Origin of the sequence: Streptomyces sp. F001 (assembly GCF_004187715.1) — a bacterium.
GTDB lineage: Bacteria > Actinomycetota > Actinomycetes > Streptomycetales > Streptomycetaceae > Streptomyces > Streptomyces flavusporus.
Window position 1 is genome coordinate 25,742 of sequence record NZ_QZWF01000006.1, and the last position, 23,366, is coordinate 49,107.

A 23,366-nucleotide genomic window follows, 5' to 3' on the forward strand; every position below is an offset into this window, starting at 1 on the left:
TATCCCTCTCACCGGTGAGGCCCGCCCCCGGCCACCTCGGGATACTGGAACGGCCCTTGCCCCGAGGAGCCGCCATGTCCGCTCGGTCCTGGATCACGCCTGCCGTCGCCCGGCTGCGGACGACGCATCCGTACGTCGTCGACGCGGCGCTCGCCGCCCTGGTGCTGTTCGCGACCTCCCTGCAGTGGATCTTCCCCGGCGGGAAGGACGCGCAGCTGTCCTGGCCGGGCTACCTGCTCGGGGCGGCGACCGCGGTGCCGTTGGTGTGGCGCAGGCGGGCGCCGTTCGGGACGGCGTGCGCCGTGTCGGTCGCGACACCCGCGATGGCGGTGTACCACGCGCCGCCACCGGACATCGCCTACGGCGGCCTCGTCGTCCTGTACACCGTCGCAGCCCTGTGTCCGCCCTGGCAGCGGCGGGTGATGCTGGTGGGCTGGCTGGCCGGGGTCACGCTCACCATGGTGCACACGGACAAGACCGAGCCCTTCGAGTACGCCTTCCATCTGATGGGCGTCGTCTGCGCCTACGCCCTCGGGATGGTCGCCCGCGTCCAGCGCGCCTACACCGCCGAGTTGGAGGACCGGGCCCGGCGGCTGGAACGGGAACGCGCCGCCGACACCGAGCGGGCCCGGGCGCAGGAGCGCGCCCGGATCGCCCGGGACATGCACGACATTCTCGCCCACGCGGTCAGCCTGATGGTGGTGCAGGCCGAAGCCGGTCCGGTCGTCGTCCGCAGTGATCCGTCCCGCGCCGAGGCCGCGTTCGACGCGATCGCCACGAGCGGGCGGGACGCCATGGCCCAACTGCGCCGCATCCTCGGCGTCCTGAAGGAGGAGGAGGCCAACGGCGCCTCGCGGCGGCTGCCGCAGCCCGGCGTCTCGGCGCTCGTGGAGCTGGTCCGCCAGGTCGGGGAGTCCACCGGCCTGCGGGTGGAGCTGCGGACCTCCGGCGAACCCCGCCCGCTGCCCCCGGACACCGAGGTCGCTGCGTACCGCGTCGTCCAGGAGGCGCTCACCAACACCGTGAAGCACGCGTACGCTTCCTCAGCGACGGTCGAACTCGACTGGGCGGAGGACGCGTTGACACTGGCGGTCACGGACGACGGACGCGGGCCCACGGCCCCGGGTGGCGGGCACGGGCTGATCGGCATCCGGGAGCGGGCCGCCGCCTGCGGGGGCAGCGCCGAGGCCGGGCGCGGTCCGCACGGCGGTTTCCGGGTCGTCGTACGGCTGCCGGACGACGACCGACAGGTGGCCCTGGGGTGAGCATCCGCGTGGTCGTCGCCGACGACCAGGAGCTGGTCCGCAGCGGTTTCAGCATGATTCTCGAGGCGCAGCCGGACATCGAGGTGGTCGCCGAGGCCGGCGACGGCGCCGAGGCGGTCGACGCCGTGCGGCGGCACACGCCGGACGTGCTGCTCCTCGACATCCGGATGCCGGTCATGGACGGCCTGGAGGCGGCCCGGCAGGTGTGCGCGCAGTCCGGCTGCAAGGTCGTCATGCTGACCACGTTCGACCTGGACGAGTACGTGTACGAGGCGCTGTGTGCGGGCGCCAGCGGGTTCCTGTTGAAGGACGTGCGCCGGGACGACCTCGTGCACGCGGTGCGGGTGGTCGCGGCCGGCGACTCGCTGCTCGCGCCGACGGTCACCCGGCGGCTGGTCGCGGACATCGTGCGGCGCCGCCGGGAGGAGGCCGCCGCCGAGGTGACGCCGCAACAGCTGGACCTGCTGACGGCGCGCGAGGTGGAGACGCTGCGGATGCTCGCCCGCGGACTGTCCAACGCGGAGATCGCCACGACCCTGTTCGTCAGCGAACACACCGTCAAAACCCACGTCAGCAGCGTACTGAGCAAGCTGGGTCTCAGGGACCGGGTGCAGGCCGTGATCTGCGCGTACGAGACCGGACTGGTGACCCCTGGCTCCCCCTAGGGTGCGTTTCGAAAGTGCTGGTCACAGCCACTCGTTGATGGCTGCGACCAGCACGGTCGCCTCGTAGCGGACGGCGAGTTTGTCGTACCGCGTGGCGACTGCACGGTGGCGCTTGAGTCGATTGATTCCGCACTCCACCGCGTGGCGCTCTTTGTAGTCGGCTGTGTCGAACTTCGGTGGCCGGCCGCCGCGGGAACCCCGCTTCTTGCGGTTGGCGATCTGGTCGCGCTTCTCCGGAATGGTGCAGCGGATACCACGCTTGCGCAGGTAGGCACGGTTCGCGCGGGAGCCGTACGCCTTGTCGGCACGAACCTTGTCCGGCCGGGTGCGCGGGCGGCCCGGCCCGAGCCGGGGCACCCGGATACGGCCCAGGACCACCTGGAACTGCGGGGAGTCACCGCGCTGCCCGGCCGTGATCACCAGTGACATCGGCTTCTGGTCCTGCTCGACCGCCATATGGAGCTTGGTCGTCAGCCCGCCCCGGGAGCGTCCGAGCCCGTGGTCGTCGGGCTCGGTGAAGACACCGCCGGGCGGCTCGATTTGCAGATCCCCCTTTTGCGGGCACCCGCCGCATGCTGGTGGGCGCGGGCGATGGTCGAGTCCACCGAGACGTCCCAGGTGATCAGCCCCTCCGCGTCGGCCCGGGCCTGCAACTGCTCGAAGATGCGGTGCCAGGTGCCGTCCCGCTGCCAACGCCGAAACAAGCCGTACACCGTCTCCCACGGGCCGTACCGCTCGGGCACGTCCCGCCAGGGAGCACCAGCGCGGGTGCGCCAGCGTATGCCGTCTATCAGCTGCCGCTTGGTGTGCACCGGCGGCCGTCCAGGCTTCTTGCCGACCGGGAGCAGCGGCTCCAGCTTCGCCCACTGCGCATTCGTCAGATCGTGCCTCCCCACGAAGTGATCTTGACACATCAAGATCCACTTCTGAAACGCACCCTAGCGAGGGAGCGCCGGCCGCGTCTCCCCCGTACGGCGGAGGCCTCGAAACCGCTCCCGTCGGCGATCCGGTGGCACGCCCCTCGGCAGGAGTCTGAGGGCGTTGAAGCCTACGACTCGCCGGGAGGCACCGTGCTCTCCACGCTCGCCCGGGCGGCGACCCGCCGCCCGCTGACCGTCATCCTGCTGTGGGTGCTCTTTCTGCTGCTCGGGTTCGGGCTGGGGACGGGCGTCTTCGGGCGGCTGTCCGACGAGGTGCCGAACGTTCCGGGTACCGAGTCGGAGCGTGCCGCGCAGTACCTCGACCGCATCGACCCGACCGGCGAGTCGATCACCGCCGTCGTCGAGGGCCCCGCGGTCTCCGACTCCACGCTGCGCGGCGAGGTCGGCCGGGCCGTCGCCGAGGTGCGCGATGTGCCCGGCGTCGCCGCCGTGCCCGACCCCTTCACCACGCCGGGCCTGGTCTCCGAGGACGGACGCGCCGTGCTCATCCCGGTCACCCTTGAGGGCGGACTCGACGACGACGCCGAGGAACGGGCGGTGGACGACGCGTCCGCCCGTATCCACCAGATCGACGCGCCGGACGTCCATGTCAGCGGCGGCCCGCTGCTCGGACAGCAACTCGGCGAACGCGCCCAGGAGGACGTGGCGAACGCCGAGCTGATCTCCCTGCCGGTCGTCCTTGTTCTGCTGGTGGTGATCTTCGGTGGGCTGCGCGCGGCGGGGCTGCCGCTGCTCGTCGCGGTCAGCGGGATCGCGGGAGCGTTCCTGGCGCTGTTCGGGTTCAGCCAGGTCACGGACATCTCGGTGTACGCGGTTCAGGTCACCACCATGCTGGGGCTCGGGCTCGCCGTGGACTACGCCCTGCTGATGCTGGTCCGCTTCCGCGAGGAGCGGCGGCACACCGACGACGTGGTCGAGGCCGTGCACCGGACGGTCGCTGCGGCCGGGCGGACGGTGCTCTTCTCCGGACTCACCGTGGCGGTCAGCCTGACCGGACTGCTGGTCTTCCCGAGCGTGTTCCTGCGCAGCATGGGCCTCGCCGTGGCCGCGGTGGTGGTGATCGACATGCTGGCCGCGCTCACCCTGCTGCCGGCGCTGCTCACCCGGTTCGGCGGGAGGATCGCCCCGGCCGAGGCCCGGCCGAAGGGCGGAGAGGGCCGTGTCTTCGCACGCCTGGCACGCTTCTCGGCACGCAACCGAGTCGCCGTCCTCGCCGTGGTCGTCCCGGCCCTGCTGGTACTGGCGCTGCCGGTCACCGGCATGCGGATCAGCATCGGGGACGCCCGCCAACTGCCGACGGACACCGAGGCACGGCAGTTGTACGACACCGTGGAGGCGCACTTCCCGCCGGGCTCCGGGGTCGATCCGGTCACCGTGATCCTGAGGCCGGGGACGGATGCGGCGACCGCCGAGCGGATCCGGACCCTGGCCCCGGGCGCCCAGTGCCGTGAACTGCCCGGCGGCACGACCGTCGTCGAACTGCCGCCGTCGGGCAGTGTGGACGGCGACGCGGCGACCGACCTGGTCCGCGAGGTGCGGGAGGTCCGCGGGGACGAACCCGTCGAGGTGACGGGTGTCGCGGCCCGGCTGGTCGACTTCCGCGAGATGCTCGCCGACCGGACGCCCTGGGCTGCGGCGACCGTCCTCGCCGGCATCTTCGCGCTGCTGTTCGCGTTCACCGGCTCGGTGTTGATCCCGCTGCGCACCATCGCGACCACACTGCTCAGCCTGGCCGCCGCGCTCGGCGTGGTGGTGTGGGTGTTCCAGGACGGGCATCTGGCCGGGCTGCTGGGCGCCGAGGGCCTGGGCGCGCTGAGCCTGACCGCGCCACCGCTGATCATCGCGATCGCCTTCGGACTCGCCATGGACTACGAGCTGTTCATCCTCGCCCGGATGCGCGAGGCCCGGCGGCTGGGCGAGGCCGACCAGGAGGCCGTGGTGACCGGGCTGCGCCGCTCCGGCCGCGTGGTGACCTGCGCCGCGCTGCTGCTCGCGGTCGTCTTCGGCGCCTTCATGACCGGCGGCTTCTCACCCATCCTGCAGATCGGCCTGGGCCTCACCCTCGCCGTGCTGATCGACGCGACGGTCGTCCGGATGCTGCTCGTCCCGGCGACTATGGCGCTGCTCGGACGGCGCGCATGGTGGGCACCGAAGCCCCTGCGCAAGGCGCACGACCGGTTCGGACTGCAGGAGGAGGCACCGCAGCGCATCCGGATGACGGAGCCGGTCTGAGCCTCGGAAGGAGAGCGGGGGGCCGGGCGCGTCGGCGCGCCCGGCCCCCCGCGTCGGGAACGTACCGAACATCGCCCCTTCATCACTTGAACTCCCATGCCCCACACGGACTTTCTCGGCTGCATCTCTTGACGACTGGAGTACCCGAGAGGACATTGTCCGCGCAGCCATTGTCTGAGAGCGCTCTCAGAACCCCCCTCGGGCGCTCCCGGACAGGCATCCGCGTACCCCCACTCCGTACCGAGAGGCACCCCATGAGCGAAACCTCCGGCACACCCGGCAGACGCCGGACCTTCCGACGGGCTCTCGTCGCCGGCCTCAGCACGCTGGGCCTCGCGGCGCTGGTCGCCACGGCCGTGACGCCGTCCGCGACCGCTGCCGCGCCGCCGCCCCCGTCGGGCTGGACGCAGGTCTTCGTCGACGACTTCGAAGGCGCCGCGGGCTCCGGCGTCAACACGGCCAACTGGCAGTATGCGACCGGTACTTCGTATCCGGGCGGCCCCGCCAACTGGGGCACCGGCGAGATCGAGACGATGACCTCCAGCACCAACAACGTCGCCCTCGACGGCAGCGGCAACCTCCGCATCACCCCGCGCCGCGACGCCGCCGGCAACTGGACCTCCGGCCGTATCGAGACCAACCGCACCGACTTCCAGCCCCCGGCCGGCGGCAGACTCCGGGTCGAGGCCCGCATCCAGATGCCGAACGTCACCGGCGCCGCCGCCCGCGGCTACTGGCCCGCCTTCTGGATGCTGGGCGCACCCTTCCGCGGCAACTACTGGAACTGGCCGGGCGTCGGCGAGCTGGACATCCTGGAGAACGTCCAGGGCCTCAACACCGTCTGGGCGACCATGCACTGCGGCACCTCACCCGGCGGCCCCTGCAACGAGACCACCGGTCTTGGCGGTTCCACCACCTGCCCCGGCGCCAGCTGCCAGTCCGGCTTCCACACATATCGCATGGAGTGGGACCGCTCGACGAGCGTCGAGGAGATCCGTTTCTACGTCGACGGCACCAACTACCACACCGTGCGCGAGAACCAGGTCGACGCGACGACGTGGGCGAACGCCACGGAGCACGGTTTCTTCATCATCCTGAACGTGGCGATGGGCGGCGGCTTCGTGGACGCCTTCGGCGGCGGGCCGGACGCCGCCACGGTGCCGGGCCACTCGATGGTCGTCGACTACGTCCAGGTACTGTCGGCCGGTGGGAGCGGTACCACGCCGCCCCCGACCGGCAACCGGGACGCCTACAGCGCCATCCAGGCCGAGTCCCACGACGGCCAGTCCGGCACGATGACCGAGTCGACCTCCGACACGGGCGGCGGCCAGAACATCGGAGCGCTGGCCAACGGCGACTGGGCGCTCTACCGGGGCGTCACCTTCGGCTCCACGGCGGCCACACAGTTCAACGCCCGGGTCGCGAGCGGTGCGGGCTCCGGCGTGAGCGGCCTGGTCGAGGTGCGCCTGGACAGCCGCAGCAGCGCGCCCATCGGGAGTTTCGCCATCGGCAACACCGGCGGCTGGCAGTCATGGCGAACGGTCCCGGCGAACATCAGCTCCGTCACGGGCACGCACGACGTGTATCTGACCTTCACCAGCGGTCAGCCGGCGGACTTCGTGAACGTGAACTGGTTCAACTTCGGGCGCTGAGCGGCTGCTTGCGACAGACGGGGCGCCACGCGTGCGTGGCGCCCCGTTCTCGGCTGCTCAGCGCAGCTCCGCCCGGAACACCGCCGGTGTCATGTCCGTGTGCTGGTGGAAGAACTTGGAGAAGTTCGCCGCGTCGGGGAAGCCGACCGCCGCGCCGACGCGGCCGATGGGCAGGTCGGTGTGGGCGAGGAGGCGTTTGGCCTCCAGGATCACCCGCTTGTCGATGAAGGCCTTCGGTGTCTCGCCGGTGGCGGCGCGGACCGCGCGGACGAGGGTGCGGCGGGAGTAGCCGAGGGCGTCGGCGTAGGCGCTGACGCTGTGGTTGGTGGCGAAGCCCTGCTCGACCGCGTCGCGGAAGAGGGTGAAGGTGGTGTCCGCCTGCTGCCGGGCCGCCTCCGCGGAGCTGGCCGCGAGGTGCGCGAGGCGCAGCAGGAACGCGGTCAGGGTGTGGCGCAGGACGGCGGTGTGCAGGCTGAGCGGGAGGGTCTCGGTGTCCTCGTACTCGCGTTGCAGCTGGTCGAGGGCCGCACGCAGGGCGGCGAGCCGGGCCTCGTCGGGGTGCAGCAGGGGCGGCAGGTCGTAGCGGTACAGGCCGGTGGCCTCGACGGTGGCGCGCGGCAGGAAGCCGGGTTGCATGGCCAGGACGATTCCGCGGTACTCGCTCATGTCCGTGAAGCGGTGCACCTGTCCCGGGCGGATCCACAGCACGTCGCCGGCCGTCGCCTCGTACTCGGCGAAGTCGATCATGTGGCGTACGGGTCCGCCGCTGAAGATCATCACGATGTGGAAGTCGATGCGGTGGATGCGCTCCAGCGGCGCCTCGGCGTGCCAGGTACGGCCCTCGCCCATCGGGCCGACCTGTACGCCCACACCGGAGACGCTCCGCTCCACCGGGAAGGGGAACGTTCTGATCCCGCCGTCGTCTCCGTCTTGGATGGTTATGCCTGCCATGTCCTGCTCGCGCCGCCTTGGTCTCGCGCCGTACCGGTCTCCGTGTCCCACTTTCACCACAGGCTGGCACACCCGGACCTTCCAGCGAAAAAGTCAGACTTTTAAAGTCGAACGCGTCCGACCAGCTGAAACGCTGGCTCCGATAACCTTTTGAAGAGGACTGCCTACAGATGAGCACGCAGACACCCGACAGTTTCGAGTGGACCGACCTCGACCGGCGTGCCGTCGACACCGCCCGTCTGCTGGCGGCGGATGCCGTCCAGCAGGTCGGGAACGGCCATCCCGGCACCGCGATGAGCCTCGCCCCGGCGGCGTACACGATCTTTCACAAGGTGATGCGACACGACCCCGCCGACCCGGAGTGGGCGGGCCGTGACCGCTTCGTCCTCTCCCCCGGCCACACCTCGCTCACCCTCTACACGCAGCTCTTCCTCGCCGGGTACGAGCTGGAGCTCGACGACCTGAAGGCGTTCCGCACGCACGGGTCGAAGACCCCCGGTCACCCCGAGTACGGGCACACCGCGGGCGTGGAGACGACCACCGGCCCGCTCGGCCAGGGCGTCGCCAACGCCGTCGGCATGGCGATGGCCGCCCGCTACGAGCGCGGCCTGTTCGACCCCGACACGCCGGCCGGTGAGTCGCCGTTCGACCACACCATCTGGGCGATCGTCTCCGACGGGGACCTGGAGGAGGGCGTCTCCGCCGAGGCCTCGTCCCTGGCCGGCCACCAGAAGCTCGGCAACCTCGTCTTCCTCTACGACGACAACCACATCTCCATCGAGGGCGACACTGCCACCGCCTTCTCCGAGGACGTGCTGAAGCGGTACGAGGCCTACGGCTGGCACACGCAGCGTGTCGAGCCCGCCGAGAGCGGCGACATCGACGTGGCCGCGCTGTACACGGCGCTCAGGACGGCGCAGGCCGAGACCGAGCGCCCCTCCATCATCGCGATGCGCACGATCATCGCCTGGCCGGCGCCGAACGCCCAGAACACCGAGGCCTCGCACGGCTCCGCCCTCGGCGAGGACGAGGTCGCGGCCACCAAGCGCGTGCTGGGCTTCGACCCGGCGAAGACCTTCGAGGTCACCGACGAGGTCCTCGCCCACACGCGTCAGGCGCTCGACCGGGGCGCCGACGCCCACGCCGCCTGGGACAAGCGGATCGCCGCATGGCGGGACGCCGACCCTGAGCGCGCCGCCGAGTTCGACCGGATCAGCAAGGGCGAGCTGCCCACCGGCTGGGAGGAGAAGGTCCCGGTCTTCGAGGCGGGCAAGGCGGTCGCCACCCGTGCCGCGTCCGGCAAGGTGCTCCAGACGCTCGGCGCCGTGATCCCCGAGCTGTGGGGCGGCTCCGCCGACCTGGCCGGCTCGAACAACACCACCATCGACAAGACCTCGTCCTTCCTGCCGAAGGGCAATCCGCTGCCGGAGGCCGACCCGTACGGCCGTACGATCCACTTCGGCATCCGCGAGTTCTCGATGGCCGCGGAGATGAACGGCATCGCGCTGCACGGCAACACCCGTATCTACGGCGGCACGTTCCTGGTGTTTTCCGACTACATGCGCAACGCGGTGCGCATGTCCGCGCTGATGCAGCTTCCGGTGACGTACGTGTGGACGCACGACTCCATCGGCCTCGGCGAGGACGGCCCCACCCACCAGCCCGTCGAGCACCTGGCCGCCCTGCGCGCCATTCCGGGCCTGAACATCGTGCGCCCGGCGGACGCCAACGAGACGGCGATCGCCTGGGCCGAGATCCTCAAGCGGCACGCCACCCACCCCGCACCGCACGGCCTCGCGCTCACCCGGCAGGGCGTACCGACGTACGAGCCGAACGAGGACGCGGCGCGCGGCGGTTACGTGCTGTTCGAGTCCTCGACCGGAACTCCGGACGTGATCCTGATCGCCACCGGCTCCGAGGTGCAGCTCGCCGTTGCCGCGCGGGAGCAGTTGGAGGCCGAGGGGATCGGCGCGCGGGTGGTGTCGATGCCGTCCGTGGAGTGGTTCGAGGAGCAGCCCCGCGAGTACCGCGAGAGTGTCCTTCCGCCGTCCGTGAAGGCGCGTGTCGCTGTCGAGGCGGGGGTGGGTCTGACGTGGTACCGCTTCGTAGGTGACGCAGGACGCATCGTCTCCCTCGAACACTTCGGCGCCTCCGCCGACGCGAAGACCCTGTTCACCGAGTTCGGCTTCACCGCCGAGAACGTCGCCGCAGCCGCCAGGGAATCGCTGGCTGCCGCGCGTGGTTGATCCGATCGCCAGAAAGAAGATGATCACTGTGACCGAAGCATCCGCCACCGCGGGAGCCCTCAAGCGCCTCTCCGACGAGGGCGTGTCGATCTGGCTGGACGACCTGTCGCGCAGGCGCATCACGTCCGGCAACCTCGCCGAACTCATCGACACCCAGCACGTCGTGGGCGTCACCACCAACCCGTCCATCTTCCAGGCCGCCATCGGCTCCGGTGAGGGCTACGAGGAGCAGCTCACCGACCTCGCCGTGCGCGGCGTCACCGTCGACGAGGCCGTCCGCATGATGACCACCGCCGACGTCCGCGCCGCCGCCGACATCCTGCGGCCGGTGTACGACGCGACCGGCGGCCGGGACGGCCGGGTCTCCATCGAGGTCGACCCGCGCCTCGCCCACCACACGGCGGCCACCATCGCCGAGGCCCGCCAGCTCGCCTGGCTGGTCGACCGCCCCAACGTCATGATCAAGATCCCGGCGACCAAGGCGGGCCTCCCGGCGATCACCGAGGTCATCGGCGCCGGCATCAGCGTCAACGTCACGCTGATCTTCTCGCTGGAGCGCTACCGCGAGGTCATGGACGCCTACCTGGCCGGCCTGGAGAAGGCGCAGGCGGCGGGCCTGGACCTGTCCGCCATCCACTCCGTGGCGTCCTTCTTCGTCTCCCGGGTCGACAGCGAGATCGACAAGCGCCTGACGCTGCTGGGCACGGACGAGGCCCTCGCGCTCAAGGGCCGGGCGGCGCTCGCCAACGCGCGGCTGGCCTACGAGGCGTACGAGGAGGTGTTCGCCGGTGAGCGCTGGCTCGCCCTGACCGGCTCCCGCGCCAACAAGCAGCGCCCGCTGTGGGCCTCGACCGGCGTGAAGGACCCCGCGTACAAGGACACCCTGTACGTCGAGGACCTGGTCGCCCCCGGCACGGTCAACACGATGCCGGAAGCCACGCTGAACGCCACCGCCGGCCACGGGAACATCCACGGCGACACGGTGACCGGCGGCTACGCGCAGGCCCGCGCCGACCTCGCCGCCGTCGAGCGGCTCGGCATCTCCTACGACGAGGTCGTCCAGCAGCTGGAGGACGAGGGCGTCGCCAAGTTCGAGGTGGCCTGGCAGGACCTGCTGGACGCCGTCGCGAAGTCACTGACCGGCAAGGGGGTTGACGGGGAATGACCAAGAAGCGTTCCGAAACGACGGCTGCGAAGACCCAGGTGACCGAGGTGACCGCGCCTCAGGAGCCCGAGGCGTCCCCGCAGGGGACCATCGCCGCCTCCGCCGACTGGTCGAACCCCCTCCGCGACCCCCGGGACCGCCGCCTCCCCCGGATCGCCGGCCCGTCCGGCCTCGTCATCTTCGGCGTCACCGGCGACCTGTCCCGCAAGAAGCTGATGCCGGCCGTCTACGACCTGGCGAACCGCGGCCTGCTGCCGCCGGGCTTCTCGCTCGTCGGGTTCGCCCGCCGGGACTGGGAGGACCAGGACTTCGCGCAGGTGGTGCACGACGCGGTGCGCGAGTACGCCCGTACGGAGTTCCGTGAGGAGGTCTGGCAGCAGCTGGCCGAGGGCATGCGGTTCGTCCCGGGCGACTTCGACGACGACGACGCGTTCAAGCAACTGCGCAGCTCCATCGAGGAGTTGGATGCCTCCCGAGGCACCAGCGGCAACTACGCCTTCTACCTCTCCGTGCCGCCGAAGTTCTTCCCGAAGGTCGTCCAGCAGCTGAAGAAGCACGGGCTGGCGGGCGCGCCCGAGGGCTCCTGGCGCCGCGCGGTCATCGAGAAGCCGTTCGGCCACGACCTGAGGTCGGCCGAGGAGCTGAACAGGATCGTGCACGACGTGTTCGAGCCGGACCAGGTGTTCCGTATCGACCACTACCTCGGCAAGGAGACGGTCCAGAACATCCTGGCGCTCCGCTTCGCCAACCAGATGTTCGAGCCGATCTGGAACCGCAGTTACGTCGACCATGTGCAGATCACGATGGCCGAGGACATCGGCATCGGCGGCCGCGCCGGCTACTACGACGGCATCGGCTCGGCCCGTGACGTCATCCAGAACCACCTGCTCCAGCTGATGGCACTCACCGCGATGGAGGAGCCCGCCTCCTTCGACGCCGCCTCGCTGCTGATGGAGAAGCTGAAGGTGCTGAAGGCGGTGAAGCTGCCGGGGGACCTCGGCAAGCACACCGTGCGCGCCCAGTACGCGGCCGCCTGGCAGGGCGGCGAGAAGGTGCGCGGCTACCTCGAGGAGGACGGTATCGACCCGGCCTCCACGACCGACACGTACGCCGCGATCAAGCTGAACGTCGACAACCGCCGCTGGGCGGGCGTCCCGTTCTACCTGCGCACCGGCAAGCGGCTCGGCCGCCGGGTGACGGAGATCGCGGTGGTCTTCCAGCGCGCCCCGCACTCCCCCTTCGACTCCACGGCCACCGAGGAGCTGGGCCAGAACGCCGTCGTCATCCGGGTCCAGCCGGACGAGGGCATGACGGTCCGGTTCGGTTCGAAGGTGCCGGGCACGTCGATGGAGATCCGGGACGTGACGATGGACTTCGCCTACGGCGAGTCGTTCACGGAGTCCAGCCCCGAGGCGTACGAGCGGCTCATCCTGGACGTCCTCCTGGGGGATGCCAACTTGTTCCCCCGCCATCAGGAAGTGGAAGAGTCCTGGAGGATCCTCGACCCGATCGAGGAGTACTGGGCGACGCACGGCAGGCCGGCGCGGTACACGTCGGGCAGCTGGGGCCCCGAGGAAGCCGACGAGATGCTCGCACGAGACGGACGGAGCTGGCGCAGGCCATGAAGATCGACCTGACCGACACCACGGCAAGCAAGATCAACAAGGCGCTGGTGCAGGGTCGCCGCGCCATCGGTACACCCGCGGTGGGCATGGTCCTGACGATGGTCATCGTCACGGACGAGGAGAACGCCTACGACGCGATCAAGGCGGCCGAGGAGGCCTCGCACGAGCACCCCTCGCGCACCCTGGTCGTCATCAAGCGGCACGCCCGCACCCCCCGGGACCGCACCCAGTCCCGCCTCGACGCCGAGGTCCGGGTGGGCGCCGACGCCGGAACCGGCGAGACGGTCGTCCTGCGGACCTACGGCGAGGTGTCCGACCACGCCGACTCCGTCGTGCTGCCGCTGCTGCTGCCCGACGCGCCGGTCGTCGTGTGGTGGCCGGTGGATGCGCCCAAGGTGCCCGCCAAGGACCCGCTGGGAGCACTCGCCCAGCGCCGGATCACCGACATGTACGCCGTCGAGACGCCGCTGGCCGCGCTGGAGGCCCGCCTCCACTCGTACGCGCCCGGTGACACCGATCTCGCGTGGACCCGGCTCACGCCCTGGCGTTCGATGCTGGCCGCCGCTCTGGACCAGGCCAAGCTGCGGATCACCTCGGCGGCCGTGGAGAGCGAGGCGGACAACCCCAGCGCCGAGCTGTTGGCCCGCTGGCTGGAGGCCCGGCTGCACGTCCGGGTCGACCGTGTGGAGACCGCGGGTCCGGTCGTCACCGGCGTCCGGCTGGGCACCGAGACCGGCGAGATCGTCATCGACCGGCCCGAGGGCCCGCTGGCCACGCTCACCCTGCCGGGCCAGCCGTCGCGCACGCTCGCGCTCAAGGTGCGCCCCACCTCCGAACTCATCGCCGAGGAGCTGCGGCGCCTCGACGCCGACGAGATGTACGCCGTCGCCCTGCGGGGCGAGGGCACCAAGGAGAGCCCCGCTCATGTCTGACCAGCCCCTGCTGACACGGCGGCCCGAGTGGGCCGCCCTGGAGGACCACCGCGCGGACGCGCTGCAACGCCCGCGGCTGCGTGAGCTGTTCGCGGCGGACCCCGGGCGCGCGGAGCGGTACGTCGTGCGCGTCGGCGACCTGCGCATCGACTACTCCAAGCACCTCATCACCGACGAGACGCTCGCCCTGCTCCAGGAACTCGCCACCGCCACCGATGTGTTCGGGCTGCGCGACGCCATGTTCCGCGGTGAGCGGATCAACATCACCGAGGACCGCGCCGTGCTCCACACCGCGCTGCGCGCCCCACGGGACGCGGTGATCGAGGTCGATGGCGAGAACGTGGTCCCCCAGGTCCACGCGGTGCTCGACAAGATGAGCGCCTTCGCCGACCGGGTCCGCTCCGGGAAGTGGACCGGTCACACCGGCAGGCGGATCAGGAACGTCGTCAACATCGGCATCGGCGGCTCGGACCTGGGCCCGGCGATGGCGTACGAGGCGCTGCGCGCGTACACCGACCGCTCGCTGACGTTCCGGTTCGTGTCGAACGTGGACGGCGCCGACCTGCACGAGGCCGTGCGGGACCTGGACCCGGCCGAGACGCTGTTCATCGTCGCGTCCAAGACGTTCACCACGATCGAGACGATCACCAACGCGACCTCCGCCCGCTCCTGGCTGCTGGCCGGGCTCGGCGGCGAGGAGAAGGCGGTCGCCAAGCACTTCGTCGCCCTGTCCACGAACGCGGGGAAGGTCACCGAGTTCGGCATCGACCCGGACAACATGTTCGAGTTCTGGGACTGGGTCGGCGGCCGCTACTCGTACGACTCGGCGATCGGCCTGTCCCTGATGATCGCGATCGGCCCGGAACGCTTCCGGGAGATGCTCGACGGGTTCAGGATCGTCGACGAGCACTTCCGCAGCGCGCCCGCCGAGGCCAACGCCCCACTGATCCTGGGCCTGCTGGGCATCTGGTACGGCAACTTCTTCGAGGCCCAGTCGCACGCGGTGCTGCCGTACAGCCACTACCTGTCCAAGTTCACGGCCTACCTGCAGCAGCTCGACATGGAGTCCAACGGCAAGTCGGTGGACCGCGACGGCCGCACCGTGGGCTGGGAGACCGGCCCGGTGGTGTGGGGCACGCCCGGCACCAACGGGCAGCACGCCTACTACCAGTTGATCCACCAGGGGACGAAGCTCATCCCGGCCGATCTGATCGGGTTCGCCCGGCCGGTCGCCGAGCTGAGCGACGAACTCAAGGCGCAGCACGACCTGTTGATGGCGAACCTGTTCGCGCAGGGACAGGCGCTCGCCTTCGGCAAGACCGCCGAGGAGGTGCGCGCGGAGGGCGTGCCCGAGGAGCAGGTGCCGCACCGCACCTTCAAGGGCAACCACCCGACCACCACGATCCTGGCCGCGGAGCTCACCCCGTCGGTCCTCGGCCAGCTGGTCGCGCTGTACGAGCACAAGGTGTTCGTGCAGGGCGCGATCTGGAACATCAACTCCTTCGACCAGTGGGGCGTCGAACTCGGCAAGGTCCTCGCCAAGCGCATCGAGCCCGCCCTCACCGAGGGCGCCGAGGTCCCCGGTCTCGACCCGTCCACGGCCGCGCTGGTGGCCGCCTACCGCGAACTCAGGGAAGTGAGCTGACATGCAGATCGGTCTTGTTGGTCTCGGCAAGATGGGCGGCAACATGCGCGATCGCCTGCGCAACGCCGGCCACGAGGTCGTCGGCTACGACACCAATCCCGAGCTCTCCGACGTGAAGAACCTGGTCGAACTCGCCGACCGGCTCCAGGCGCCGCGCGTGGTCTGGGTCATGGTCCCGGCCGGCGCCGTCACCCAGGGTGTCATCGACCAGCTGGCGAGCGTGCTCAAGCCCGGCGACACCGTCATCGACGGCGGCAACTCCCGCTGGACGGACGACGAGAAGCACGCCGAGGAACTCGGCAAGCGCGGCATCGGCTTCGTCGACGCGGGGGTCTCGGGCGGTGTGTGGGGCCTGGAGAACGGCTACGCGCTCATGGTCGGCGGAGAAAAGGAGCACGTCGACCGCCTGAAGCCGATCTTCGACGCGCTCAAGCCGGAGGGCCCGTACGGGTACGTCCACGCGGGCAAGGTGGGCGCGGGCCACTTCGCGAAGATGGTCCACAACGGCATCGAGTACGCCATGATGCAGGCGTATGCGGAGGGCTGGGAGCTCCTGGAGAAGGTCGACTCCGTGACCGACGTCCGGGAGGTCTTCCGCTCCTGGCAGCAGGGCACCGTCATCCGCTCCTGGCTCCTCGACCTCGCCGTCAACGCCCTCGACGAGGACGAGCACCTGCACAAGCTGCGCGGGTACGCCGAGGACTCCGGCGAGGGCCGGTGGACGGTGGAGGCGGCGATCGACAACGCCGTGCCGCTGCCCGCGATCACGGCGTCGCTGTTCGCGCGGTTCGCCTCCCGGCAGGACGACTCCCCGCAGATGAAGATGATCGCCGCGCTGCGCAACCAGTTCGGCGGGCACGCCGTCGAGTCGAAGGAGTAGCCGGCCGTGGGGGATCTCCTGCTGGTCCGCCACGGGGAGACGGAGTGGAGCGTGTCGGGACAGCACACCAGCTGGACCGACCTGCCCCTCACCGGGCACGGCGAGGAACAGGCCAAGTCCCTCGCTCCACTCCTCTCCGGCCGGACCTTCGCGCTCGCGCTCACCAGCCCGCTGACCCGCGCGATACGCACCGCCGAACTGGCGGGCCTGACCGGGGCCGTACCCGACCCGGACCTGCACGAGTGGGACTACGGCGGCTACGAGGGGGTCACCACCCGCGAGATCCACCGCACCCGTCCCGACTGGTACCTGTGGACGGACGGCGTGCCGCCCGGCCCCCAGGGGCATCCCGGCGAGTCCCCGGCCGAGGCGGGCGCCCGTGCGGACCGTGTCCTGTCCCGGGTCGGCGACGCGCTCGCCGAGGGCGACGTGGTCCTCGTGGCCCACGCCCACTTCCTGCGCGTCCTGGCGGCCCGCCGGCTCGGGCTGCCGCCCGGGGACGGGCGGCTGTTCCAGCTGGCGACGGGGACGGTGAGCCGGCTGTCGACGGAGCACGGGCGGCCGGTCGTCGCGGAGTGGAACGTACGGCCGTAAAGACGCCGTTGACACGCGTGGTTCGGTCGGGTCAGAGTCGCCGGCGATGGAGATCGACGATCTGACGCCGGCCGAACTGCGCGTGTGGCGGGCGTTCGCGACGGGTGAGACCGTGGACTTCCGCGGCGCAGAGGACGAAGACGCAGCTCGCGGTGGGGACTGGAGGCCCGAACGGACCATCCGGGCGGCCGTGTTGCAGTCTCTTCTGCTCAACGGCCCGGAGGAACAGGGGAAGATAGCTGCCCTCAAGGTGGCGGGGGCACGGATCACCGGCGAACTCGACGTGCGGTACGGGACGGTCGACAGGTACGTGCGGCTGGCCCAGTGCTACTTCGACGAGGTCCCTCAGCTGTACGGCTGCCAGTTCCGCCAGCTCAATCTGAGCGGCTCGGCGCTGCCCGGGCTGGCCGCCGCCACCGTACGGGTGGACGGGGTGCTGCGGATGACGGGCTGCCGGTTCCGGGGACCGGTGGGGCTGGGCGGGGCGCAGATCTCCAGGGCGATCTTCGTTGACCGGGCGGAGTTCAGCGCGCCGGACGCCTCGGAGGCGGTGCTGCGGCTCCACTACGCCGAGATCGGGGACGAGCTGATGGCGGCCGGGGTGCGGGCACACGGCGAGGTGCGCCTCAACGGCGCCCACGTCAGCGGATCGGTCATCCTGAACGACGCCCAGCTCAGTCACCCCGGCCGAGCCGCCCTCGACGCACAGACCCTCGTCGTGGAGGGCAACGTCCACATGCGGCGCGTGGACGCGGTCGGCTGGATCGGCCTGAGCGGCGCCCGGATCGCGGGCCGCCTCGACCTGTCGGAAGCACGCCTGTCGAACCCCGGCGACGCGGCGCTACGGGCGAGCGGCTGCACCATCGGGGAGCTCTGGCTGCGCAAGAGCCCTCCCATGGAGGACAGGCTCAATCTGCGCCGCTCCCAGATAGACGTCCTGTTCCTGGAACCGGACGTGGTACCGCGCGAGGTCCACCTCAGCAGCCTCACCTACACCACCCTCACGCCCCACGAACCGGCCGAGCGGCGCCTGCCGATGCTGGAGCGGGACCGCGAGGGCTATGTCCCCTACGCTTACGAGCAGTTGACCGCCGCCTACCACCGCGGCGGCGACGACCACGCCGCCCGGCTCGTCCAGCTCGCCAAGCAGCGCCGCCACCGCTCCACGCTCGCCTGGTACGGCCGCCTGTGGGGACACGTCCAGGACGCCACGGTCGGCTACGGCTTCCGCCCCTTGCGTGCCTTCGGCTGGCTGCTGTCCCTGCTCGCCGTCGGCTCGATCGCGTACGCCCTGCATCACCCGCCCCCGCTGAAGGCGTCCGAGGCCCCGCCCTTCAACCCGGTGTTCTACACGCTCGACCTGCTCCTGCCGGTGATCTCCTTCGGGCAGGAGAGTGCCTTCGCCCCGAAGGGCGGGTACCAGTGGCTGTCCTACGTCCTCATCATCACCGGCTGGATCCTCGCCACGACCGTCGTCACTGGCGTGACCAGGACCGTCAGCCGCCAGTGAGTCACGTCACCGCGTGCTGCGCGGCCAACCGCACCGGCGCGTTCTGGGCGCCGTAACCGCGGTAGCCGCCGTCCCTCTGGACCAGTTCGAAGAAGATGCGCCCGACGGTCTGCGTATAGCAGTGGCGGAACTCGCCCTCCGCGTCCCGGTCGTAGAGGATCCCGAGCTCGCGGTACGTCTTCAGCTCCTCACCGGTGAGGTCGTAGCGGGCCGCGAGGTCGTCGTGGTAATTCGCGGGGACGGGCAGCAGGCGGCCGCCTGCCTCACGGAAACGGCAGGCAGCCGCGACCACGTCATCCGTGGCCAGGGCGATGTGCTGGGCGCGGACGGTGTCGTCGGTGGGCGCGGCGCCGACGGTCAGGGCGATGCGGACACTGCCGTCGGCGTTGGTGACGGCGCGGCTGCGCAGCAGGCCGTAGGGGTCGGCGACGTCGACGCTCTCCTGGGCGTGCAGTCCGAGGACGCTGCGGTGGAAGAGGGTCGCCTCGTCGAAGTGGTGCCAGGGCTGGGTGAGGGCGAGGTGGTCGATGCGGTGGACGTCGGTGGCGGCGGGGTGTGGGCGAGGTGCTCGAAGTCTGCGCGCCAGCGGTCGGCGCCGCAGAAGAAGAGTTCCGTGCCGTCGGGGGCGGCGACGGCATCCAGCGGGGCGTCCTCAGGGCGCGGCGGCGGGGCAGCACGGGGGCGAGGAGCGCCTCGGCGCGGTCGGCCGCGGCTGCCGGGTCCGGTGACTGAAGGCCGATGGCGGCGAGTTGGGTACCGCCACGGGGTACGGCCGGTCCCGTGTTGACCAGGATGCGGGCCTCGCCCTGCTGCCACAGGTCGACCGGCTTGGTGCGGTGCCGTGCGGTGCGGGCGAAGCCGAGGGCAGTGAGCAGGGCGGAGACGGGTGCGGTGTCGGGGGTGACCAGTTCGGCGAAGGCGACCCCGGTGGGGACGACGGGTCGGGGCAGGGCCGCGGCACCGACGGCTTCCTGGAGCACCAGCAGCGAGCGGTGGGCGTCCACGGCGGTCGGGCCGGCCTCGGCCTGCCGGAAGACGTCGTTGAAGACCTCGAGGGAGAGCGGTCCGGTGTAACCGGTGCGCAGGACGTGCTGGACGAGACCGGCGACGTCGAAGCCGCCCTGGCCGGGGAAGCAGCGGTAGTGGCGGCTCCACTGCAGGACGTCCATGGCGAGCAGCGGGGCGTCGGCGAGCTGGAGGAAGAAGATCTTCTCGCCGGGAATGTCCTCGATGCCCTTGACGTCGGAGCCGCGGGAGAGGATGTGGAAGCTGTCGAGGCAGGTGCCGAGCGCGGGATGGCCGGCCGCGTCGACGATGCGCCAGGCGTGGTCGTAGGTGTTGACATGGCGGCCCCAGGCGAGCGCCTCGTAGGCGACGCGGATACCGAAGTCCTGGGCGAGATCGGCGAGTCGGTGCAGCTGCTCGGCGGCGAGCGGGTCGTCGTCCACGGCGAGCGGGGAGACACTGGAGCAGACGAGAACGGTGTCGGCGCCGAGCCTGCGCATCAGCTCGAACTTGTGCCGGGCCCGGCGCAGGTTGCGGGCGAACTCGTCGGCGGGGACGGCCTCGATGTCGCGCATCGGCTGGTACAGGTCGATGCGCAGACCGAGGTCCGCGCAGCGGGCGCGGATCTCCTCGGGGGTGAGGGGGCTGGCGAGCAGGTCGTTCTCGAAGATCTCGACACCGTCGAAACCGGCCCGGGAGGCGGCCGTGAGCTTCTCGGTGAGGGATCCGCTGAGGGAGACGGTGGCAATGGACGTACGCATGGACCTGCTCCTTCAAGATTCCGTACTGCGGCGCCCCTGAGGGCGCGGGGAACTGCGCGACCAGCCACGAGCGGCCCGCCGGTGTCATACCGCCTTGCCCGCCGGGCTCTCCGCAACGCCGGCCATCTCCGCGATGTCCGCCAGCATGCGCACGCTGTCGGGCTCCCGGCCCGTGAACAGCCGGAACGCGTCCGCGGCCTGGAAGACGGCCATCCCGCCCCCGTCCAAAGCGGCGCAGCCGATCGCGCGGGCGGTGCGCAGCAGTTCGGTCTCCAGCGGGCGGTAGACCACCTCGGCGATCCACAGGCCGGGGTGCAGCAGGCCGGCGGAAGGCAGGCCGGGGTGGCGGCCATGCCGGTGGGGGTGGCGTGGACGATGCCGTCGGCGCGCTCGAGCAGGCCGGCCAGCTCCTCGGGGGCCGCCGTGACCGCCCGGCCGCTGCCGAAGTGCCGGTTCAGGGAGCCGGCGAGGGCGGCGGCCCGCTCGGGCAGTGCGTCGACGACGGTGACCTGTCCGGCGCCGAGGGTGAGCGTGGCGTGCGCGACGGCCGCACCCGCGCCGCCCGCGCCGAGCTGTACGACCCGCTCCATCGGGGCGTCGGGCAGTCCCCGGGCGAAGGAGGCCGCGAAGCCGGTGACGTCGGTGTTGTGGCCGACGGCGCGGCCGTCCTCGAAGACGACGGTGTTGACCGCGCCCAGCGCCTCGGCCTGCGGGGCGAGCGCGTCCAGGTGGTCGATGACGAGCTGCTTGCACGGGTGGGTGATGTTCAGCCCGTCGAAGCCGAGGTCGCGGGCGGCCCGCAGCAGTTCGCCGACCGCCCCGGGCGGCACGCCGAGGATGTCGATGTCGATCAGCCGGTACAGGTAGCGCAGGCCCTGCCGGTCGGCCTCCTGCTCGTGCAGGGCCGGACTGAGCGAGGGTCCGATACCGGAACCGATCAGTCCGACGAGATACGAGTCCTTGGCCACCGAGGACCTCCTGAACACCTGGAAAACAGTAATGTACGAACTAGTACGTTAGTCATAGCAGGCAGTCCTCGGACAGGGGAAGACTTCCGGACCGCCTTCCGACGGCGAGCTCTACAATCTCGGCACCTGCCCATCGCCCGAAGGAACCCGATGACCAGCGTCGACGAAACGGCACGACCAGGCGGGCGCATCCGTGACGCCGCCCGCACCAAGGCCGAGATCCTCGACGTCGCCACCCAGGAGTTCGCCCGGGCCGGCTACGACGGCGCCCGGGTCGACGAGATCGCCGCCCGCACCCGCACCACCAAGCGGATGATCTACTACTACTTCGGCGGCAAGGAGCAGCTCTTCACGGCCGTCCTGGAGCGGGCGTACGGCGTGATCCGCGAAGTCGAGCAGGAGCTGGACGTCGAGCACCTCGACCCGGTCGCAGCCATCCGGCGCCTGGTGGAGGTGACCTTCGACCACCACGAGGCACACCCCGACTTCATCCGCCTGGTCAGCATCGAGAACATCCACGGCGCCGAACACATCGCCGCCTCCGAGAAGCTCGGCAGGATCGGCTCTCCGGCGCTGGACGTGATCCGCCGCATCCTGGCGTCGGGACAGGAATCCGGCCTGTTCACGGCCGACGTCGACGCCGTCGACCTGCACGCGATGATCAGCTCGTTCTGCTTCTTCCGGGTGTCCAACCGGGCCACCTTCGGCGCCCTGTTCGGCCGCGACCTGGTCGACCCCGCACAGCGCGAGCACTACCGGACCATGCTCGGCGACATGGTGATCGCCTATCTGACGGCGGAGCGCGCGACCGACTGAACGCCGCACGGCACAACCCCTTGACAGCAGGGAAACGCGGACGCAACATCCCTACCCACCGGGACTAACTATCCAGTGGGTTAATTAGCCGAAGATCCGGCCCTTCTCCCCCGCCGCTCGTTCCCTCTACGTTCTCTGCGTTGGAGTTCCCTCAAAGGAGCCGCCGTGTCCGTCCCCGCCCCCTCCGCCCCGCCCGGGCAGCCGAAGAAGGCCGCGGCAGCGGCCTGGATCGGCAGCGCCCTGGAGTACTACGACTTCTTCATCTACGGCAGCGCGGCCGCCCTGATCTTCCCCGAGGTCTTCTTCGACGAGTCCGACCCGGCCACGGCCACCCTGCTGTCGCTGGCCACCTTCGGCGTCGCCTACGCCGCCCGCCCCATCGGCGCCCTCTTCCTCGGACACTTCGGCGACCGGGTGGGCCGTAAGAAGATCATGGTCTTCACGCTGATGCTGATGGGCATCTCCACGTTCCTCATCGGCTGTCTGCCCACGCGCGCCCAGGTGGGGACCCTCGCGCCCGTCCTGCTGGTCCTGTGCCGCGTGCTGCAGGGCATATCGGCGGCCGGCGAGCAGGCCAGCGCCAACTCCATGACGCTGGAACACGCGCCACCGAACCGGCGCGGCTTCTTCACCAGCTTCACCCTCAGCGGCACCCAGGGCGGCCAGCTGCTGGCCACCCTTGTCTTCATCCCCGTCGCCGCGCTCCCCGAGGAGCATCTGATGTCCTGGGGCTGGCGCGTGCCGTTCTGGCTGAGCGTCGCCGTCGCGGTCGTCGGCTACGTCATCCGCCGCAAGCTGGACGAGACCCCGGCGTTCGAGCAGCAGACCGCCACCGAGGGCGTCGCGAAACTGCCGCTGGCGGTACTGCTGCGCGAACACCGGGCGGACGTCCTCCGGGTGATCGCGGGCGCACTGATCGCCTCCGTCAGCACGATCTTCACGGTCTGGGCGCTGTCGTACGCCACCAGCGACTCGGTCGGCATGAGCCGCTCCTCCATGCTGTGGGTGGGCGCCCTCGCCAACGTCGTCGCGCTCGCCGCGATCCCGCTGTGGGCCACGCTGTCGGACCGTATCGGCCGCCGCCCGGTGTACCTGGTCGGCGCCGTCGGCAGCGCCATCACGATGTTCCTCTACCTCTGGGCGATCTCCACCGGCTCGTACCCGCTGACCCTGCTGCTGGGCATCGTCGCCTTCGGTGTCGTCTACAGCGCCGCGAACGGGGTGTGGCCCTCCTTCTACGGCGAGATGTTCTCCACCCGGGTACGCCTGTCCGGCATGGCGATCGGCACGCAGATCGGCTTCGCGGTCGCCGGTTTCGCGGTCACCTTCGCCGCGCAGATCGCCGGCCCCGACGGCGACGACTGGTCCTCCGTGGCCCTGTTCACCGCGGCCCTGTGCATCCCGCCGGTGATCGCCGCACTCTCCGCCCGCGAGACCCACAAGGTGCCCACGGAACACCTCGGCGTGCGAACTCCCCGCGAGGCCGCGCAGCCGGAGACGGTGACGGCCTGAC

Annotated in this window: 16 protein-coding genes and 2 pseudogenes; 14 read left to right on the forward strand and 4 right to left on the reverse strand. The window is 70.8% G+C overall.

What is annotated here, in order from left to right:
* Window positions 1–74: 74 nt before the first annotated feature.
* Together StrepF001_RS23040 and StrepF001_RS23045 are read left to right on the forward strand one after the other, a co-directional pair.
* On the forward strand, window positions 75–1,265 hold the full coding sequence (locus StrepF001_RS23040) for a sensor histidine kinase (RefSeq protein WP_129800138.1): 1,191 nt from the start codon (window positions 75–77) through the stop codon (window positions 1,263–1,265).
* Window positions 1,262–1,930, forward strand: coding sequence for a response regulator transcription factor (locus tag StrepF001_RS23045; protein WP_129800139.1), 669 nt, complete (start codon window positions 1,262–1,264; stop codon window positions 1,928–1,930). Before StrepF001_RS23040 ends, StrepF001_RS23045 begins: the two co-directional genes overlap by 4 nt.
* A 21-nt stretch (window positions 1,931–1,951) precedes the next feature.
* Here StrepF001_RS23045 and StrepF001_RS23050 read toward each other — a convergent pair.
* A protein-coding gene (locus StrepF001_RS23050) for an IS5 family transposase (RefSeq protein ID WP_165396339.1) occupies window positions 1,952–2,826 on the reverse strand; the annotation gives its coding sequence in 2 pieces (ribosomal slippage) (window positions 1,952–2,479 and window positions 2,482–2,826; 873 coding nt in all).
* Between the two features lie 174 nt (window positions 2,827–3,000).
* On the opposite strand from StrepF001_RS23050, the gene StrepF001_RS23055 reads away from it, so the two are divergent.
* Window positions 3,001–5,103, forward strand: a complete 2,103-nt coding sequence (locus tag StrepF001_RS23055) for an MMPL family transporter (protein WP_129800140.1) — start codon at window positions 3,001–3,003, stop codon at window positions 5,101–5,103.
* A gap of 254 nt (window positions 5,104–5,357) precedes the next feature.
* Window positions 5,358–6,755, forward strand: a complete 1,398-nt coding sequence (locus StrepF001_RS23060; protein WP_129800141.1) for a glycoside hydrolase family 16 protein — start codon at window positions 5,358–5,360, stop codon at window positions 6,753–6,755.
* A 57-nt stretch (window positions 6,756–6,812) separates the two neighbouring features.
* On the opposite strand, the gene StrepF001_RS23065 is transcribed toward StrepF001_RS23060, so the two are convergent.
* Window positions 6,813–7,706 (reverse strand): AraC family transcriptional regulator, encoded by an 894-nt coding sequence (locus StrepF001_RS23065; RefSeq protein ID WP_129800142.1) that lies wholly within the window; start codon window positions 7,704–7,706, stop codon window positions 6,813–6,815.
* A 170-nt stretch (window positions 7,707–7,876) separates the two neighbouring features.
* On the opposite strand from StrepF001_RS23065, the gene tkt reads away from it, so the two are divergent.
* The 8 genes from tkt to StrepF001_RS23105 all read left to right on the forward strand — a co-directional run bounded on the left by tkt (window position 7,877) and on the right by StrepF001_RS23105 (window position 18,303).
* A complete protein-coding gene (tkt, locus tag StrepF001_RS23070; protein WP_129800143.1) occupies window positions 7,877–9,952 on the forward strand; it encodes a transketolase in 2,076 nt (691 codons plus the stop codon).
* Window positions 9,953–9,971: 19 nt separating this feature from the next.
* Entirely contained in the window at window positions 9,972–11,117 is a 1,146-nt protein-coding gene (gene tal, locus StrepF001_RS23075) for a transaldolase (RefSeq protein ID WP_129800144.1), read from the forward strand.
* An 89-nt stretch (window positions 11,118–11,206) separates the two neighbouring features.
* Entirely contained in the window at window positions 11,207–12,742 is a 1,536-nt protein-coding gene (zwf, locus tag StrepF001_RS23080; RefSeq protein ID WP_129800376.1) for a glucose-6-phosphate dehydrogenase, read from the forward strand.
* On the forward strand, window positions 12,739–13,674 hold the full coding sequence (opcA, locus tag StrepF001_RS23085; RefSeq protein WP_129800145.1) for a glucose-6-phosphate dehydrogenase assembly protein OpcA: 936 nt from the start codon (window positions 12,739–12,741) through the stop codon (window positions 13,672–13,674). The genes zwf and opcA overlap by 4 nt, the downstream gene beginning before the upstream one ends.
* A complete protein-coding gene (gene pgi / locus StrepF001_RS23090) occupies window positions 13,667–15,319 on the forward strand; it encodes a glucose-6-phosphate isomerase (protein WP_129800146.1) in 1,653 nt (550 codons plus the stop codon). The genes opcA and pgi overlap by 8 nt, the downstream gene beginning before the upstream one ends.
* A 1-nt stretch (window position 15,320) precedes the next feature.
* Window positions 15,321–16,199, forward strand: coding sequence for a phosphogluconate dehydrogenase (NAD(+)-dependent, decarboxylating) (gene gnd, locus StrepF001_RS23095; protein ID WP_129800147.1), 879 nt, complete (start codon window positions 15,321–15,323; stop codon window positions 16,197–16,199).
* Window positions 16,200–16,205: 6 nt separating this feature from the next.
* Entirely contained in the window at window positions 16,206–16,793 is a 588-nt protein-coding gene (locus tag StrepF001_RS23100; RefSeq protein ID WP_129800148.1) for a histidine phosphatase family protein, read from the forward strand.
* A 46-nt stretch (window positions 16,794–16,839) separates the two neighbouring features.
* On the forward strand, window positions 16,840–18,303 hold the full coding sequence (locus StrepF001_RS23105; protein WP_129800149.1) for a membrane-associated oxidoreductase: 1,464 nt from the start codon (window positions 16,840–16,842) through the stop codon (window positions 18,301–18,303).
* A 1-nt stretch (window position 18,304) separates the two neighbouring features.
* On the opposite strand, the pseudogene StrepF001_RS23110 reads toward StrepF001_RS23105, so the two are convergent.
* Window positions 18,305–20,069, reverse strand: a pseudogene (locus StrepF001_RS23110) (TIM barrel protein).
* 84 nt (window positions 20,070–20,153) lie between these two features.
* Window positions 20,154–21,037 (reverse strand): annotated as a pseudogene (locus StrepF001_RS23115) (shikimate dehydrogenase).
* 150 nt (window positions 21,038–21,187) lie between these two features.
* Between StrepF001_RS23115 and StrepF001_RS23120 the strand changes: the two are divergent.
* Window positions 21,188–21,853, forward strand: a complete 666-nt coding sequence (locus tag StrepF001_RS23120) for a TetR/AcrR family transcriptional regulator (RefSeq protein ID WP_129800150.1) — start codon at window positions 21,188–21,190, stop codon at window positions 21,851–21,853.
* Window positions 21,854–22,018: 165 nt separating this feature from the next.
* Complete coding sequence (locus StrepF001_RS23125) at window positions 22,019–23,365, forward strand: MFS transporter (protein WP_129800151.1); 1,347 nt, start codon at window positions 22,019–22,021, stop codon at window positions 23,363–23,365.
* Window position 23,366 lies beyond the last annotated feature (1 nt).